The sequence below is a fragment of the Dellaglioa sp. CoH-55-MRSF-7 genome (assembly GCF_056782235.1).
Map to the genome: position 1 here is coordinate 178376 of NZ_JBXAYI010000003.1, position 17471 is coordinate 195846.

Annotated in this window: 19 protein-coding genes; 17 read left to right on the forward strand and 2 right to left on the reverse strand. The window is 34.5% G+C overall.

Annotated elements, in window-relative coordinates; genetic code table 11:
- The first annotated feature begins 22 nt into the window (after positions 1–22).
- The 3 genes from AC1RPU_RS04590 to AC1RPU_RS04600 are packed head-to-tail and all read left to right on the forward strand — an operon-like array spanning position 23 to position 3288.
- Positions 23–1204, forward strand: a complete 1182-nt coding sequence (locus AC1RPU_RS04590) for a glycosyltransferase family 4 protein (RefSeq protein ID WP_481761501.1) — start codon at positions 23–25, stop codon at positions 1202–1204.
- 29 nt (positions 1205–1233) lie between these two features.
- A complete protein-coding gene (locus AC1RPU_RS04595) occupies positions 1234–2256 on the forward strand; it encodes a glycosyltransferase family 4 protein (protein WP_481761500.1) in 1023 nt (340 codons plus the stop codon).
- A gap of 3 nt (positions 2257–2259) precedes the next feature.
- Complete coding sequence (locus tag AC1RPU_RS04600; protein WP_481761499.1) at positions 2260–3288, forward strand: lysylphosphatidylglycerol synthase transmembrane domain-containing protein; 1029 nt, start codon at positions 2260–2262, stop codon at positions 3286–3288.
- A gap of 198 nt (positions 3289–3486) precedes the next feature.
- Here the strand turns inward: AC1RPU_RS04600 and trxA are convergent, their stop codons facing one another.
- Positions 3487–3798: a thioredoxin gene (trxA, locus tag AC1RPU_RS04605; protein WP_481761498.1), complete on the reverse strand. Its 312-nt coding sequence runs from the start codon at positions 3796–3798 to the stop codon at positions 3487–3489.
- Between the two features lie 102 nt (positions 3799–3900).
- Positions 3901–5076, reverse strand: a complete 1176-nt coding sequence (locus AC1RPU_RS04610) for a pyridoxal phosphate-dependent aminotransferase (RefSeq protein WP_481761497.1) — start codon at positions 5074–5076, stop codon at positions 3901–3903.
- A 134-nt stretch (positions 5077–5210) separates the two neighbouring features.
- On the opposite strand from AC1RPU_RS04610, the gene AC1RPU_RS04615 reads away from it, so the two are divergent.
- The 14 genes from AC1RPU_RS04615 (at position 5211) to galU (ending at position 17355) form a co-directional block, all read left to right on the forward strand.
- Positions 5211–5444, forward strand: a complete 234-nt coding sequence (locus AC1RPU_RS04615) for a YkuJ family protein (protein WP_409022166.1) — start codon at positions 5211–5213, stop codon at positions 5442–5444.
- Positions 5445–5518: 74 nt separating this feature from the next.
- Positions 5519–7582: an LTA synthase family protein gene (locus tag AC1RPU_RS04620; protein WP_481761496.1), complete on the forward strand. Its 2064-nt coding sequence runs from the start codon at positions 5519–5521 to the stop codon at positions 7580–7582.
- A gap of 141 nt (positions 7583–7723) precedes the next feature.
- Positions 7724–8602 (forward strand): phosphate ABC transporter substrate-binding protein PstS family protein, encoded by an 879-nt coding sequence (locus AC1RPU_RS04625; RefSeq protein WP_481761495.1) that lies wholly within the window; start codon positions 7724–7726, stop codon positions 8600–8602.
- A 2-nt stretch (positions 8603–8604) separates the two neighbouring features.
- Complete coding sequence (pstC, locus tag AC1RPU_RS04630; RefSeq protein ID WP_409022169.1) at positions 8605–9525, forward strand: phosphate ABC transporter permease subunit PstC; 921 nt, start codon at positions 8605–8607, stop codon at positions 9523–9525.
- Positions 9525–10412, forward strand: a complete 888-nt coding sequence (gene pstA, locus AC1RPU_RS04635) for a phosphate ABC transporter permease PstA (protein WP_481761494.1) — start codon at positions 9525–9527, stop codon at positions 10410–10412. The genes pstC and pstA overlap by 1 nt, the downstream gene beginning before the upstream one ends.
- 21 nt (positions 10413–10433) lie before the next feature.
- Positions 10434–11237 (forward strand): phosphate ABC transporter ATP-binding protein PstB, encoded by an 804-nt coding sequence (pstB, locus tag AC1RPU_RS04640; RefSeq protein ID WP_481761493.1) that lies wholly within the window; start codon positions 10434–10436, stop codon positions 11235–11237.
- 14 nt (positions 11238–11251) lie between these two features.
- Positions 11252–12007 carry a phosphate ABC transporter ATP-binding protein PstB gene (gene pstB / locus AC1RPU_RS04645; protein WP_409022172.1) on the forward strand — a complete coding sequence of 252 codons (756 nt, stop codon included), beginning with the start codon at positions 11252–11254 and terminating at the stop codon, positions 12005–12007.
- Positions 12008–12024: 17 nt separating this feature from the next.
- Complete coding sequence (gene phoU / locus AC1RPU_RS04650) at positions 12025–12711, forward strand: phosphate signaling complex protein PhoU (RefSeq protein ID WP_481761492.1); 687 nt, start codon at positions 12025–12027, stop codon at positions 12709–12711.
- Between the two features lie 154 nt (positions 12712–12865).
- The gene (locus AC1RPU_RS04655; RefSeq protein WP_409022174.1) at positions 12866–13171 is read left to right on the forward strand and encodes a PspC domain-containing protein; all 306 of its coding nucleotides are present in this window, start codon (positions 12866–12868) and stop codon (positions 13169–13171) included.
- A 23-nt stretch (positions 13172–13194) separates the two neighbouring features.
- Complete coding sequence (locus AC1RPU_RS04660; RefSeq protein ID WP_481761491.1) at positions 13195–13548, forward strand: phage holin family protein; 354 nt, start codon at positions 13195–13197, stop codon at positions 13546–13548.
- An 11-nt stretch (positions 13549–13559) separates the two neighbouring features.
- Positions 13560–14498, forward strand: coding sequence for an HPr(Ser) kinase/phosphatase (gene hprK, locus AC1RPU_RS04665; protein ID WP_481761490.1), 939 nt, complete (start codon positions 13560–13562; stop codon positions 14496–14498).
- A gap of 18 nt (positions 14499–14516) precedes the next feature.
- On the forward strand, positions 14517–15344 hold the full coding sequence (gene lgt / locus AC1RPU_RS04670) for a prolipoprotein diacylglyceryl transferase (RefSeq protein WP_481761489.1): 828 nt from the start codon (positions 14517–14519) through the stop codon (positions 15342–15344).
- Between the two features lie 77 nt (positions 15345–15421).
- Complete coding sequence (locus AC1RPU_RS04675; RefSeq protein ID WP_481761488.1) at positions 15422–16441, forward strand: NAD(P)H-dependent glycerol-3-phosphate dehydrogenase; 1020 nt, start codon at positions 15422–15424, stop codon at positions 16439–16441.
- Positions 16442–16455: 14 nt separating this feature from the next.
- Positions 16456–17355 carry a UTP--glucose-1-phosphate uridylyltransferase GalU gene (galU, locus tag AC1RPU_RS04680; RefSeq protein ID WP_409022179.1) on the forward strand — a complete coding sequence of 300 codons (900 nt, stop codon included), beginning with the start codon at positions 16456–16458 and terminating at the stop codon, positions 17353–17355.
- Positions 17356–17471 lie beyond the last annotated feature (116 nt).

Genomic DNA, 17471 nt, shown 5'->3' on the forward strand with positions numbered 1-17471 from the left:
GAATAGACAAGGGGACCTTATCGTGAATATTGGAATTTTTACAGATACATATTTTCCACAAGTGAGCGGTGTGGCGACTTCAATAAAAACACTAAGAAACGAGCTCGAAAAAGAGGGACATACCGTCTATATCTTTACGACGACTGACCCACATGTTGATAAGACAGTATATGAACGTAATATTTTTAGATTCTCTAGTATTCCATTTGTTTCTTTTACAGATAGAAGAATTGCTGTTAGAGGCTTATTTCAAGCTTACCAAGTGGCAAAAGAACTAAATTTAGACGTTATTCATACACAGACTGAATTTTCTATGGGCTGGATTGGTAAATTTGTTGCAAGAAATTTAAAAGTTCCTTGTTTACATACCTATCATACAATGTATGAAGATTATTTACATTACATTGCCAATGGTAAGTTATTGAAACCATACCATGTTAAGCAAATGACAAAAACATTTGCATTCCATATGAGCGGGATTATCGCACCAAGTACACGCGTTCAGACGTTGCTACAGAAGTATGGTGTGAAATCAGAAATACGAGTTATCCCTACAGGGGTAGACATTTCTCAATTTGAACAAATTGAAACAGAAGATTATCGTTCTAAATTAGACATTTCTGAAGATCAACCAGTCATGCTTGCGTTAAGTCGATTGGCATTTGAAAAGAATACACAAGAAATTATTGATGGTATGCCAGCGATAATTAAAAAAGTACCGAATGTTTTACTCTTGATTGTAGGGGATGGTCCGGCACGTGAAACCCTTGAAGAGCAAACAGAAAGTTTAAATTTAAAGGACAACGTCAGATTTATTGGTGAAGTTGATAATGATGAGGTATTCCATTTTTATCAGTTAGCAGATTTATTTGTGTCTGCATCAGTAACAGAATCTCAAGGATTGACGTTTATCGAAGCTTTAGCTGCTGGAACACCGGTTATTGCTAAAACGGGTAAATATACTGACGAGTTAATGGAAAAACCAGAAGTTGGTAAAACTTTTTCATCTGAAACTGAAATGGTGACTGATATTATTGATTACTTAAATAGATGTCATGAAGAAGTTGATCCAGAGCCAAGATTAGAAAAGTTAAAAGAAATTTCAGCGGCAACATTTGGATCAAAAGTTGCTGAATTTTACCAAGATGCTCAAATTCATTATGTTGAAATAGAAGAAGAGGATGACGAAATCAGTCATCTATAAACGAATTTATTTTCAAAGGAGTTTCAACCATGCTATTAATTAACATGTTTTCTGCGGCCAATTCGGTTAAAGGACAAGGGGTCGGTAGCGCATATACCGAAATGATGAAGTTGCTCAAAGAACGCTTTCCAACTGAATTCAAAATTAGTGTGAATAAATATAGTCGCTCAGATATTAGTCATTACCATACCATCAATTTTCCTTATTACCTTTCGACTTTTATGCCAGGTAGAGGTAAAAAAATTGGCTATGTCCATTTTTTACCAGAAACACTTGAGGGAAGTGTTAAAATTCCACAACCTTTTAAAGCCATTTTTTATTGGTATGTAATTGCTTTTTATAAACGAATGGATCATATTGTCGTGGTTAATCCAAGTTTTATTCCAAAACTTGAAGCGTTTAAGATTCCAAAAGAACGCGTCACGTATATTCCTAATTTTGTTTCAAAAAAAGTTTTTTATGAAAAAACCGTGGAAGAAAAACAAGCTTTTAGAGATGCGTTAGGTATTCCAGCCGATAAATTTGTTGTTTTTGGTGATGGTCAAGTTCAAGAAAGAAAAGGTGTGCCCGATTTTATTAAGTTAGCTAAGCAAAATCCTGATATCCAATTTATTTGGGCCGGTGGCTTTTCATTTGGTAAGTTAACTGACGGTTATGCTGAATTAAAAAAAGTAGTTGATAATCCGCCTAGTAATTTAACGTTTACTGGGATTATTGATCGAGAAGCTCTAGTAAATTATTACAATATTGCTAACCTTTTCTTACTGCCATCTTTCAATGAATTGTTTCCAATGTCAGTATTAGAAGCATTTAGTTGTGGGACACCTGTATTATTGCGCGATTTAGATCTTTATAAAGCGGTTATTGAGGGCTATTATGATGCCGCGACAGATGTTAATGGTATGCAAATTAAATTGAGAAAATTAAAAGAAGATCCCAATGCGTTATCAGTTTTGCATGACAAAGCAGATCAGGCATCAGCATACTATTCTGAGGATAGATTGGCTGAAATTTGGCATCAATTTTACTTGGACCAGAGCAAAGAGGGCTAAAAGATGACTCGAAAAAACATAGGTTTATTGACGTTAATGGTTATAATTGGGATGGGGATATTCGCTTATTCTTTAAAAAATGTATCAATTCAGTCGCTCGTTAAAGCTTTAGTTAATATTAATATATGGTGGTTATTAGTAGCAGTATTTTGTATCTGTATGTACTTTGTCATTGAAGCATTTGTTGTTCAACGGTTCATGATAGGGCAACATAAAAAATTTACATTTAAGAATGCAATTCGTATTCCACTGATTGAACAATTATTTAATGGAATCACACCTTTTTCAACAGGTGGACAACCTGCACAATTGTTTGCGATGGCTCAGTCAGGTGTGGACGCTGGTCGTGCAAGTTCCATTTTATTAATGAAATTTGTCGTTTACCAGGCAATGATTGTTATTAATTTTATTGTTTGTTTACTAATTGGGTTTCAATACATTCAAGATAAAGTTAATTATCTAATGGTATTCGTGATTTTTGGATTTGTGATTCATTTAGCTGTGATTACTGCTTTGTTAATGATCATGTATTGGTATGGATTCACTAAAAAATTAGTGTATGTTTGTATGCTAGTTGTTAAGTTATTCGTTAAAGGGGATCGTTTTGATCGCTGGAATACAAGTATTTATTCAAAAATTGAAAACTTCCATAAAGAGAGTTTACGTATGAAGAATGAAAAGAAAATGATTTTTCACGTTTTTGTATTAACATTCTTCCAACTCGCGTTTTACTATTTAATTCCATACTTTATTATGTTGTCATTGGGATACACATCAGTGAATGTGATTATGATTACAGCACTTCATGTGCTTATTGTCATGGTAATTTCACTTTTCCCAATTCCGGGGGGAACTGGTGGTGCAGAATATAGCTTCGCGATTGTCTTTTCTAGTTTCATGACCAGTCACAGTAAATTGATTTTAGCCATGTTGTTATGGCGTATTTTAACTTACTATGTTGGACTATTTGCGGGAATGTTTGCTTTAGTTGTTAAACCAGATAAGGTAGAAGAAGTTGGAATTGAAGATTAAATAAATGAAATATGATAGTAACCATTGCTGATGATAGATTTTCTATTATTGGCAATGGTTTTTTTTGTGTTTTATAAGGAGAAGAACGTGTTTCTTTAAGCAATACTAAAATCGCTAATCAGTTTATTACTATTCAAAATAACGACAAAAAAGCACTGTCAAATGACAATGCTTTTATTAGTTAGCTTTTCAAAATCGTTAAATATATTGTGATAAAGCGTCTTTAACTTGCTCTTTTGAATGATAACCGACGAGTGTATCAACAACTTCGCCATCTTTTTTAATCATTAATGTGGGAATTCCCATGATACCAAAATCGTCAGCTGTTTTAGGATTTTGGTCAACATCCATTTTAGCAAATTTAACCTTGTCACCTATTTCTTGTTCTAATTCCTCAATTGCTGGTGATTGCATTTTGCAAGGGCCACACCATGTTGCCCAAAAATCCGTCAATGTTATACCTGAATCTGTAACTGTTTTGAAATTTTCATCTGTAATTGCTTGTACCATTTGAATTCCTCCTTTATTTATTTGAATATAATATCAGAGGAAATATAATTAGCCTAAATATATGCTTACAAAAAGTAAGTATAAAGAAATAACGCCGTATTTTTATTTATTTTGTGTCATGTAGTCATTCAAACGTTCCATCCCAAGCACTAAATTCTCCATACTAGAAGCGTAACTTAAGCGAACGTAACCTTGACCAGAATCACCAAAAGCAGTTCCTGGAATTAAGGCAAGTTTATTATTAAAAGCTAGTTCTTTACAGAATGCCATAGAATCTTGGTTATATCCTGCAGGAATTTTTGCGAAAATATAAAAAGCGCCACTAGGTTGTGCCATTTCAAAATGCATTTTTTTCATTTCAGCCATAACGAAATCACGGCGTTTTTTATATTCAACATTCATTATGCGACCATCGTCTTTACCGTCACGTAAGGCAGCAATTCCAGCACGTTGAGAAACACTTGTTGCAGAGGTTACTAAGTATTGATGAACTTTTTTTAATTCATCAGTCATCGCTTTGGGAGCAAGCAAGAATCCAATGCGCCAGCCAGTCATGGCATGCGATTTTGATAAACCATTAATTAGGACAGTTTGGTCACGGATATATTTTGCAATTGAGACATGTTCATGATCATAAGTTAATTCACTATAAATTTCATCACTAATTGCCCATAATTTTTGCTTTCTAATTTCATCAGTTATCGCAATAACTTCATCTTCGGTCCAAGAAATACCAGTTGGATTACTTGGATTAATTAGGATAATACCTTTAATATTTTCATTTGGATTATCTTTAACAGCTTGATTAATCATCTCAGGTGTTAATCTAAAGTTATTATCACGTGTGTTGATAAAAATTGGTTTAACCCGATTTAAAGTAATCAGTGGCATATAGCCAGGGTAGAGTGGCGTTGGGACAAGAACGGCATCGCCGGGGTTGAAGATAGTCTGTAAGGCAGTTGCGATGGCTTCAGTTGCACCAACTGTAACTAGAATTTCAGATTGTGCATCATAAGTAACGTCATATTTTTCATTAAAAAATTCACTGGCAGCTTCACGTAACTCAATATCACCAGCCATACCCATATAATGTGAGTAATTTTCATGAATGGCTTCGATGGCAGCTGCTTTAACATGATCGGGTGTATTAAAATCTGGTTCACCCATTGTTAATTTAATCATATCAGGAATTTGGCTCACTTCATCATCAAATTGACGAATATCTGAGACCTCTATTTTAAATACTTGATCGTTCAAATCTTTTCTAAATAAGCTCATTTTTATGCCTCCAAGTCTAATAACTAACAGTTTAGCATAAAAACAAGTTAAGAAACGATTATAATCTGCTTAATCAGGTGTAAATGTATAGAAAATTTGGTATTATTAACTATGATATTGAAAGGGGAACAACTATGAAAAATTCTCAGTTAGTAGCAATCATTAGTCGCTTAGAGGCTATGCAAAAAGAAGATAACGGCGAAATCCAAACAAGACACTTCGAACGTGAAGGTGTTGAAAAGGGAATCGTTGAATATGATCCAGATATGAAAGCATATACGTTAGAAGATTTAAGTAACCATACTAAATTTCCTTTCGATGATATTGATTTAATTGCAATGGAAGTTTACGACTTACTATTTAGTTAATCAATAACTGAAACATAGATTGAAAGACATTTTCGTGTTCTCGAAAACTGATCTTAAAAAATGGAGGCACTAAGATGCGGTCAACTTTAAAATATGTTCAGGATAAATTGAGCTCAAGATGGGGATTCCTCCTCTTGACGCTCGTTTTATTTTGGGCCAAAACAGTTGTTGCTTATGAAACCAAATTTACATTAGGTGCAACAGGTAGCATGCAACAATTTTTACTTTATATTAATCCAATACCAACAGCGTTATTATTATTTGGAATTGCAATCTACTTTAAGGGTAAAAAATCATATTGGATTTTGCTGATTGTTGATTTTATTCAAACATCATGGCTTTTTGCAAATATGGTTTATTATCGTGAGTTTTCAGATTTTCTTTCACTAGGAATTATCAAAAATTCAGGTTCAGTAGCTAATAATCTAGACAAGGGAATTGCCGGTATTTTACGACCAACTGATTTCTTTGTTTATATCGATATTATTATTTTAATTTTGATTCTTGTCTTTAAATTAGTCAAAATTGACTATAACCCAATTAAAAAGCGTTATGCTTTTATCCTGACTATTGCATCTGTACTTTTAGCTTTAGGGAACTTAGGTTTAGCTGAAAAGGATCGTTCTCAATTATTGACAAGAACTTTTGATAATAACTATATTGTTAAATATTTAGGCTTGAATTTCTATGCGGGATATAATGTTTATCAAACGCAAAAAGAAAGTGCGACACGTAAAAATGCCACTGCTAAAGATATGGATAAAGTTCTAAAGTATTTGGATAAAAATCGTTCTAATTCAAATATAAAGTATTATGGAAAAGCGAAGGGTAAAAATGTTTTTGTGATTCATCTAGAAAGTTTCCAACAGTTCATGATCGATTATAAATGGGATGGGCAACAAGTTACGCCTAACATTAATAAATATTATCATGATCAAAATACATTATCATTTGATAATTTCTTTAATCAAGTTGGACAAGGTAAAACGTCTGATGCTGAAATGATGTTGGAAGCATCCCTTTATGGGTTACCATCTGGTTCAGCGATGACGACTTATGGCACACAAAATACATTCCAAGCAGCACCCGCTATTCTTGATCAAAAAGGCTACTCTACAGCAGCTTTCCATGGTGACGTGGGTAGTTTCTGGAATCGTAATAATACTTATAAATCATTTGGTTACCAGTATTTCTTCAGTGAACCTTATTATGATGTCAAAGCTAACTATAAAGTTGGTTATGGGATGAAAGATAAGATTTTCTTGAAGCAATCGGTTAAGTATATTGAACAATTACCCCAACCTTTTTATGCTAAACTCATCACACTAACTAACCATTATCCATATGATTTAGATAGTGCGAATACGTCAATCAAAAAGACGGATACAGACGATAGTACGGTTGATGGTTATGTTCAAACATCTAAATATCTTGATCAATCATTCGGAGAATTCGTTAGTTACTTGAAGAAGAGTGGCTTGTATAAGGACAGTATGATTGTGATGTATGGTGATCACTATGGTATCTCTAATAATCATCCGAAAGCTATTGCACAGCTTTTAGGTAAAGACAAAGTAACAAGTTATGATTTAACGATGTTCCAAAAGGTACCATTTATGATTCATATGAATGGCCTTAAGGGCGGTATTAATCATACTTATGGTGGTGAAATTGATGTGCTACCAACTTTACTTGATCTATTAGGCGTTAAGAATACCGATACGGTTCAATTTGGTAATGATTTATTATCGAAAAATCGTAACCAAACGGTTGCCTTTAGAAATGGTGATTTCGTTTCACCAACCTTTACAAAAGTTGGAAATACCACGTATAACACTAAGACTGGTAAAGAAATCGAAAAACTAACGGCAGCACAACAAAAAGTTTATAACAAAGAATTAAAACATGTTACAACGTCATTATCATTATCAGATGAAGTTATTACGGGTGATCTATTAAGATTCTACGCACCAAGTAATTTCACTAAAGTAAATAAATCTGACTATAATTACAAGAAAAGTGACGCTCTTGAAACTTTGAAAAAAGCACAAGAGAAAGAAAAAACCAGTTTAATTGAACAACACGGTGGGGTATCTACCGAAAGTTTATTCAAAACTGATGCTCCAGAATTAAAATAACGATTGAAGTCATAACGTCATGTTATGGCTTTTTTTGTTGTAACCTTTACACAATCTTTACAATACCCCCACAGGACCTTTACATTAAAAATATAAACTTAATGTATAAGTTAAATATCGATATTTATGGAGGAAGTTACTATGAAAAAGGGATCTTTAGTAATGATTGGTGGAATTTTATCCATCATGTTATTAACTTTAACGGGATGTGAGACACAATCAAATTCAGGAAAATCGATTACAATTGTTGGATCTACAGCTTTACAACCTTTAGTTGAGGCAGCTGGTGAAGAATACGGGACTGAAAATGTTGGCGTCTTTGTTAATGTTCAAGGTGGCGGATCCGGAACAGGATTGAGTCAAGTTCAAGAAAAAGCCGTTAGCATTGGTAACTCAGATGTTTTTGCTGAAGAAAAATCAGGCATTAAGGCAAGTAAACTTGTAGACCATCAAGTTGCCGTTGTTGGAATTACGCCAGTTGTGAATAATGGTGTGGGCGTTAAAAACGTCTCAAAAAAACAACTTATAGATATTTTTACTGGTAAATTAACAAATTGGAAGCAACTAGGTGGCAATGATTTACCAATTGTCCTTTTAAATCGTGCATCTGGTTCGGGAACACGATTAACATTTGAAAAATGGGGATTAGAAGGTAAGCAAAGTAAAGATGCACAGGAACAAGATTCAACGGGAATGGTTCGACAAATTGTCGGATCGACACCTGGTGCAATAAGTTATATGGCTTTCTCATACGTTGATAAAACGGTCGATGTACTTTCTGTTGATAAAGTTAAACCAACTGAAAGTAATGTTGCCTCAAATAAATGGAAAATCTGGTCATACGAACATATGTATACGAATGGTGAACCCACGGGATTAACAAAACAATTTTTAACTTATATGATGTCAAATAAAATTCAAAAACAGGTTGTTAGTAAATTAGGTTATATTCCAACAACACAGATGCAAGTGAGTCGTTCGGTTGAAGGTAAAATAACACCAATTAAGAAGGGGATGTAGTTATGGATCCGATTCGTGAAAGTTTACTCAAAAAATCAAAAGCATCTAAACTAGAGATGCGCGGTAAAATAATTACTTATTTCTGTATTGGACTAATCGTCGCTATTGTTCTTGCTATCTTTTATTTCGTTGCTTCAAAAGGATTAGCAACGTTCTTTACTGATAAAGTATCAATTAAAGATTTTTTATTAGGAAAGAGTTGGAACCCTGGAACGCTTGATAAAGCAGGTAAGCCAGAAGTTGGGGCTTTACCAATGATTTCTGGATCATTCTTTGTCACTTTTTTATCAGCATTAATTGCAACACCTTTCGCTATTGGAACAGCTATTTTCATGGTTGAAATTTCACCAAATACGGGTAGCCGAATTTTACAACCGGTAACTGAATTATTAGTTGGTATTCCTTCAGTTGTTTATGGATTTATTGGTCTTTCAGTTGTGGTCCCATTTGTTCGAAGTATTTTTGGTGGAACAGGGTTTGGTATTTTATCTGGGACATTTGTGTTATTTGTTATGATTCTACCAACCGTTACGTCAATGACTGTTGATACTTTAAAATCTGTCCCACGTTATTACCGGGAAGCCTCACTGGCCTTAGGTGCAACACGTTGGCAAACAATTTATAAAGTTATTCTAAGAGCAGCAACACCAGGTATCATGACAGCGGTTGTTTTTGGTATGGCACGAGCTTTTGGTGAAGCCTTAGCCGTTCAAATGGTTATTGGTAATGCATCATTGATGCCATCAAGTTTAATTACACCATCATCAACTTTAACAAGTATTTTGACGATGGGAATTGGAAATACTGTCATGGGCTCATTAGAAAATAATGCGCTATGGTCACTTGCTTTAATTCTATTATTAATGTCATTATTCTTTAACATGGTTGTTAGAGTAATTGGTAAGAGAGGGGCGCTTAAATAATGAATCCTAAAAAAGTAGATAAAATCGCAACAAGTATTTTATATGGTATTGCCGGATTCGTCGTTCTTGTTTTAGCGGCCTTACTTGGCTATATATTGGTTAGAGGTGTGCCACATATCAGCTGGCATTTCTTAACATCACCCGCAAAATCATTTTCAAGTGGTGGTGGAGTAGGAATCCAATTGTTTAATTCCTTCTATCTATTATTATTAACATTATTGATTTCTTTCCCTATTTCATTGGGAGCGGGTATTTGGTTATCAGAATACGCTAAAAATAATTGGGTGACGACGGTTATTAGAACGTCTGTTGAAATTTTAAGTTCATTACCTTCAGTTGTTGTTGGGCTTTTTGGGTTTTTGATTTTCGTTGTCCAATATAATTTCGGTTTTTCAATTTTATCAGGTGCATTAGCCTTAACGTTCTTCAATTTACCTTTATTAACAAGATCAATCGAAGAGTCATTACGTTCTATCCCATATTCACAACGTGAGGCTGGCTTTTCGTTAGGATTATCGCGTTGGGAAACCGTTACGAGAGTTATTGTTCCAGATGCAGTACCTGGTATTTTAACGGGTGTTATATTGAGTGCCGGCCGTATCTTTGGTGAAGCAGCTGCGTTAATTTATACTGCTGGTCAAAGTGCGCCAGCACTAGATTTTACAAACTGGAATCCAGCTAATATTGCGAGTCCGTTAAATCCAATGCGTCCAGCTGAAACATTAGCTGTTCATATCTGGAAAATTAATTCAGAAGGTATTATGCCTGATGCATCAGCTGTTTCTGCAGGCGCATCAGCCGTCTTAATTATCGCAGTGCTTTTATTTAATTTCTTAGCTCGATTCGGTGGTAAAGCACTTTATCGTAAAATTACATCAAGTAAATAGATCATTAGGGGGTCAAAGAATATGGTAGAAAATAAAACTGAAAAATCTAGAATTATGACCTTCAATGAAGATAAACATGAGATAGCTTTAGAAACCAAAGATTTACATGTTCATTATGGTTCTAATGAAGCAATTCGAGATGTTAGTTTACAATTTGAACGGTTTAAAATTACAGCTTTAATTGGGGCATCTGGTTCTGGTAAATCAACTTATCTTAGATCGTTGAATCGTATGAATGATGGGATTGCTGATGTAACAGGACAAATTATTTACCGTGATTTAGATATAAATAAAGATAATGTTGATATTTATGAAATGAGAAAACATATTGGAATGGTATTTCAACGACCTAATCCATTTTCAAAATCAATTTATGAAAATATAACGTTTGCTTTGAAACGTCATGGGATGAAAGATAAGCAGTTACTTGAAGAACGCGTTGAAAAATCACTTAAACAAGCTGCACTTTGGGATCAAGTTAAAGATGATTTGAATGTGAGTGCGTTATCATTGTCTGGTGGACAACAACAACGTTTATGTATCGCTAGAGCGATTGCTATGGAACCTGACATCTTATTGTTAGATGAACCAGCTAGTGCGTTAGATCCAATTTCAAGTCGAATTGTTGAAGAATCACTTTTAGAACTGAAAGAAAAGTACACGATTGTCATTGTGACACACAATATGCAACAGGCTTCACGTATTTCAGATTACACAGCATTTTTCCATTCAGGAAATGCGGTAGAATATGATAAAACAACAACTATTTTTACGCGACCAACAATTAAACTAACGGATGATTATGTTTCAGGAAACTTCGGTTAAGGGGGAAAGGCCAAATGACTAAAATAATTGAAACAAATGATGTTCATTTGTATTATGGTAAGAAAGAAGCCCTCAAAGGAATTAATCTTGATTTCAATGAAAAAGGGATTACCGCTTTAATCGGTCCATCTGGTTGTGGTAAATCAACATATTTAAGAACGTTAAATCGCATGAATGATTTAATTCCAGGTGTAACCATTACAGGTACAGTTAAATTAAAAAATGAAGATATTTACGGTCCTAAAATGGATACCGTAAGATTACGCAAAAATGTTGGGATGGTTTTCCAACAACCTAATCCATTTCCATTTTCAATTTACGAAAATGTTGTATATGGTTTGCGATTAGCTGGCGTTAAAGATAAAGCAATCCTTGATGAAGCTGTTGAAAAAAGCTTGAAACAGGCTGCTGTCTGGGATGATGTAAAGGATGATTTGGGTAAAAATGCGCTTGCGTTATCTGGCGGACAGCAACAACGTGTCTGTATCGCTCGAGTCTTAGCGGTTGAACCTGAGGTCATTTTACTGGATGAACCAACAAGTGCTCTGGATCCTGGTTCAAGTAGTAAAATTGAAAATATGTTGCTAGAATTGCGTGAAAAATATACTATTATAATAGTGACTCACAATTTACAACAAGCTTCTCGAATTTCAGATCGAACTGCCTTCTTTTTAGAAGGTAATTTAATTGAAGTTGCACCAACTAAAAAATTATTTACGCAGCCTGTACAAAAAGAAACGGATGACTACATTAGTGGTCGATTCGGTTAAGAAAGGGAGACAAAATAATGCGATTACTTTTTGATGAAGAACAAGAAAAGCTACACATTAGATTTAGCGAAATGGGTATGATGGTTAGTGAAGCCATTCATAAATCTGTCCGTGCTTTCATTAATCATGATAAAGAGTTGGCCCATGAAGTTATCGTTGGCGATTACAAAATTAATGAACGCGAAATGAAGTTAGAAAAACAAACGTTAGAAATGATTGCATTGTATCAACCTGTTACAAGTGATTTAAGAGATATTGTGACTGTTTTAAAAGCTATTTCTGATTTAGAACGAATGGGAGATCACGCTGTAAGTATTGCGAGATCAACGATTCGTGTTAAAGGCAATCCTAGGGTAACGGAGATTGAAGATGAGATCGGAATTATGGGCGACCACGCACGTAAGATGGTTGAAGAAGTCCTCACAGCTTATATTAGAAAAGATGCCGAAAAAGCTCGTAAAGTTGCTAATTTAGATCTTGAAGTTGATGAATATTTCACGACAATATATGACCAGTGTATCCATGAAATGAAAACGAATCCCGAAACAGTTGTGGGAAGTGCTGACTATTTGATGGTTGCCACTTATCTAGAACGAATTGGCGATTATGTTACAAATGTGTGTGAATGGGTTGTTTATTTAAAAAATGGCCGAATCACTGAATTGAATCCTGGTAAATCAGAGTTAGAAAAAGAAAATGAATAAGGCACTACTCATTTAATAACTAACAATTTCGCGATTGTTAGTTATTTTTAATTTAAACGTTAAAATTTAAGTAAATAACGCTCGTTAAAATTGTAAAATGAGTACGATAAGAAGTACAATAATGATAGATTATTCTGAATGGAGGAACTACAAAATGAAAACAAATAAAAAATTCACAAAATCAACTAATAAAATTATCGCGGGTGTCGCAGCTGGACTTGCCGAATATATAAATTGGAATCCAACACTCGTTAGATTTTTATTTTTAATGCTAATCTTCGCAACAAAAGGCGTATTTATACTTGTCTATATCTTGTTAGCAATTAGCTTACCAGGGAAAAAACGTTCATTTACTAGTTCTTTTGAGCAGTTTACATCTAGTACTGGACAACGGACTAGCTCATCAAGTAAGAGTGGCCGTAAAATTATTAAAGATGTAGAAGTTACAGACGATAAATAATATTAATGATGAGGTGAAGATTCATGGGATTTTGGCAGCGCGTATTAATTAATGCCATACTGTTTTTGGCAATATCTGGTTTTTTTCCAGAGACTTTATTTGTTAAAAGTATCTGGGTTGCATTAATCGCCAGTTTTGTACTGGCCGTACTAAATATGCTAGTTAAACCGTTTTTAGTGATTTTATCACTGCCGGTAACTATTTTCAGTTTAGGATTTTTCTATCTGATTATAAATGCATTTATGTTACAAATGACGTCATTTTTTGTGGGTAATGAATTTAAATTTTCGAGCTTTTGGGCGGCATTTATCATCTCAATTGTGATGAGTATTGCTAATACAATCGTAACAAATTACTTTATTAGAAATAGACAATAGGGGGCATTAAGATGGCCAATGAAGTTTCAGTTAGAAATTTAGTAGATGCAATGGGATTAACTGTTTTAATTGGGAAAGAATACTTGGATGATAAAAAAATTACAACAAGTGATATTTCACGTCCTGGTCTAGAATTAACCGGGTATTTTAATTTTTATCCGAAAGAACGTATTCAATTATTTGGGATGACAGAACATGCTTATGCAAATGGACTGACTCCTGAAGATAGGCAGAATGTGATGAATCAATTAGCAACAGAACAAACACCATGTTTTGTTGTTTCAAATGATTTGGATGTGCCGCTAGAATTATTAGCTATCGTCAAAGAAAGACATATTCCAGTTCTAATTTCAAAACTAACAACGTCACGTCTATCTTCTAATATGGTTAACTTTTTGGAAGCTAAATTAGCTGAACGCCAGTCAATACATGGTGTTTTAGTTGATATTTATGGTCTTGGGGTCATGATTACAGGTGATTCTGGTGTTGGTAAATCAGAAACAGCGCTTGAATTAATTAGACGTGGACATCGGTTAATTGCAGATGATCGTGTTGATGTTTTCCAACAAGATGAGGAGACACTTGTTGGTGAGGCACCTGCAATTTTAAAACATTTACTTGAAATTCGAGGTATCGGTATTATCGATATCATGAACTTGTTTGGTGCAGGAGCTGTCCGTAATGACACTGATATTTCACTAATTATTCATCTAGAAAACTGGACTCCTGATAAACAATTTGATCGATTAGGTAATAATGATGAATTTGTTAAAATATTCAATGTGAATGTGCCAAAAATTTCTGTACCTGTTAAAACAGGACGTAATTTGGCCATTATCATTGAAGTCGCAGCAATGAACTTCCGTGCAAAAACAATGGGTTATGATGCTACTAAAGCATTTGAAGCTAATCTAAATGGCTTAATCCAAACAAATTCAAAAAAAGATTAAGGATTGGACGAGAGTAAATTGAATTATTTATTAGGTGCGTTGAATCCCATCGCAGTTAAATTAGGACCTATTGAAGTTCGTTGGTATGGTGTAATAATTGCGAGTGCAGTAATTCTAGCAGTTATTTTAGCCATTCTTGAAGGCAAAAAAATAGGAATAAATGAAGATACCATATATGATATGGTTCTATGGGCGTTGCCAATTTCAATTGTTTCTGCGCGACTCTATTACGTTGTGTTCGAGTGGTCTTATTACGCTCAACATCTCAGTGAAGTTTATCGAATTTGGGATGGTGGTATTGCTATCTATGGTGGGTTAATAGGCGCAATTATTACAGTGATTATTTTCTGTCAGCGTCGCCATTTGTCAGCATGGTTAATGTTTGATCTAGCGGCACCACTTGTGCTACTTGCGCAATCAATCGGCCGTTGGGGTAATTTTATGAACCAAGAAGCCCATGGTGGAAAAACGACGTTAGAGGCATTGCAAAATTTACATTTACCTGAATTTATTATTAACCAAATGAACATCAATGGCACCTACTATAAGCCAACATTTCTATACGAATCATTGTGGAGTTTTGTTGGATTCTTAATATTAATTGCCTTGAGACATCGAGTACACCTTTTCAAACGTGGAGAAATACTATTTGCATATCTAACTTGGTATTCATTTGGTCGTTTCTTTATCGAAGGAATGAGAACAGATAGCTTAATGTTATTTTCAACAATTCGTGTTTCTCAACTTCTCTCATTAGTGATTTTTATTGGATCAATTAGTTGGTTATTATTGAGAAGATATTGGGAACCGCAAAATCAATGGTATTTAGACGGACAATTGAAATAAAAATTTCTCATAGTTAATGCTATTAGAGGTAAAATTTGGTATGATTAGAATGAATAAATTTTGAAGGAGATTATATAATGACAAAAAAAGTAGCAGTATTAGGCGCCGGTTCTTGGGGTAGTATCCTTGCCGATATCCTAACTGAAAATGGTCATGACATCAGACTTTGGTCAAATGTTCCAGCACAAGTAGCAGAAATGAATGAGTTCCATACAAATAAGCATTACTTGGAAGATTACACTTATTCTAAAGACCTACATGCATATGAAGATTTAAAAGAAGCTTTGGATCAAGTTGACGCTATTTTATTTGTTGTTCCAACAAAAGCAAGCCGTATTGTTGCTAAACAAGTAGCAGCAATTTTAGAAGAAACAGGTAACAAACCAATTATTATTCATGCAAGTAAAGGACTAGAACAAGTCACACACAAACGTATTTCAGAAGTTATTGAAGAAGAAATTCCTGCTGACATTCGTGGTAGTGTTGTTGTCTTCTCTGGCCCAAGTCATGCTGAAGAAGTTGCAAATCGTGATTTAACAACAATTGTTTCAGCAAGTACTGATCCTGAAGCTGCAAGTTTTGTTCAAGATCTCTTTATGAATAAATTCTTAAGAATCTACACAAATAACGATGTTATCGGTGTTGAAATGGGCGCAGCTATGAAGAATATTATCGCCGTTGGTGCTGGTATGCTTCATGGTATGGGCTATGGCGATAACGCTAAAGCAGCTTTGATTACACGTGGATTAGCTGAAATTGCTCGTTTAGGGACATCATTTGGTGCTAACCAATTAACCTTTATGGGACTTTCTGGTGTTGGTGATTTAATCGTTACAGCTACAAGTGTTCATTCACGTAACTGGCGTGCTGGAGACCAATTAGGTCAAGGTAAATCATTAGATGCTGTTGTTGCTGATATGGGTATGGTTATCGAAGGTGTTGGTACTGCTAAGGCTGCTTATGAATTAGCACAACAACAAGGAATTGATATGCCAATCACAAATGCAATTTATGACGTTTTATACAATAATAAAGAAATTAAATCAGTGATTGAAGCTTTGATCAATCGTGAAGGTAAATCTGAATTAGCAGAATAAAAGGGGATTAGACTATGCAAAAAGTTAAAAAAGCCATTATTCCGGCTGCTGGACTAGGGACTCGTTTCTTACCAGCAACTAAAGCGATGGCAAAAGAAATGCTCCCAATTGTTGATAAACCAACGATTCAATTTATTGTTGAAGAGGCGCGTCAATCGGGTATTGAAGATATTTTGATTGTTACGGGTAAAGGTAAGCGACCAATTGAAGATCATTTTGATTCGGTGCCAGAACTGGAAGCGAATTTAGCTGCAAAGCATAAAGACGAATTATTAAAATTAGTTGAAGAAACAACGGATATTAATTTGTATTTTGTTCGTCAATCTCATCCACGAGGTCTTGGCGATGCCGTTTTAATGGCTAAAGACTTTGTTGGGGATGAACCTTTTGTTGTCATGTTAGGCGATGATTTAATGGAAGATAAAGTACCATTAACGCGTCAACTCATGAATCGCTTTGATGAGACACATGCTTCAACTTTAGCGGTGATGAAAGTCCCTCATGAAGAAGTTTCAAAATACGGTGTGATTAATCCTGAATTAGAAGTTAAACCTGGATTATTCAATGTTAAAAACTTTGTTGAAAAACCTACACCTGAAGAAGCACCTAGTGACTTGGCTATTATTGGACGTTACTTATTAACACCTGAAATTTTTGGTATCTTAGAACATCAAAAACCAGGTGCTGGTAATGAAATTCAATTAACGGATGCCATCGATGCATTGAACAAGGTGCAACGTGTTTTCGCTCATGAATTTAAAGGAACCCGATACGATGTTGGCTATAAATTTGGCTACTTAAAAACAAGTATTGAGTATGGTTTGAAACATAAAGAAGTTAAAGATGAATTAAAAGAATATTTGAAGACTTTAGGCGCAAAATTAATTGCAGAAGATACAGCAAAAAATAAGTAGCCTAATTCTTACAGTAAAGCAGGTTTCAAGTTCAACTCACTTGGGACCTGTTTTTGATGTTAAAGCAATTAAATAGACAAAAAAAGTAACATAGGGTATTGTTGAATTACTTACTA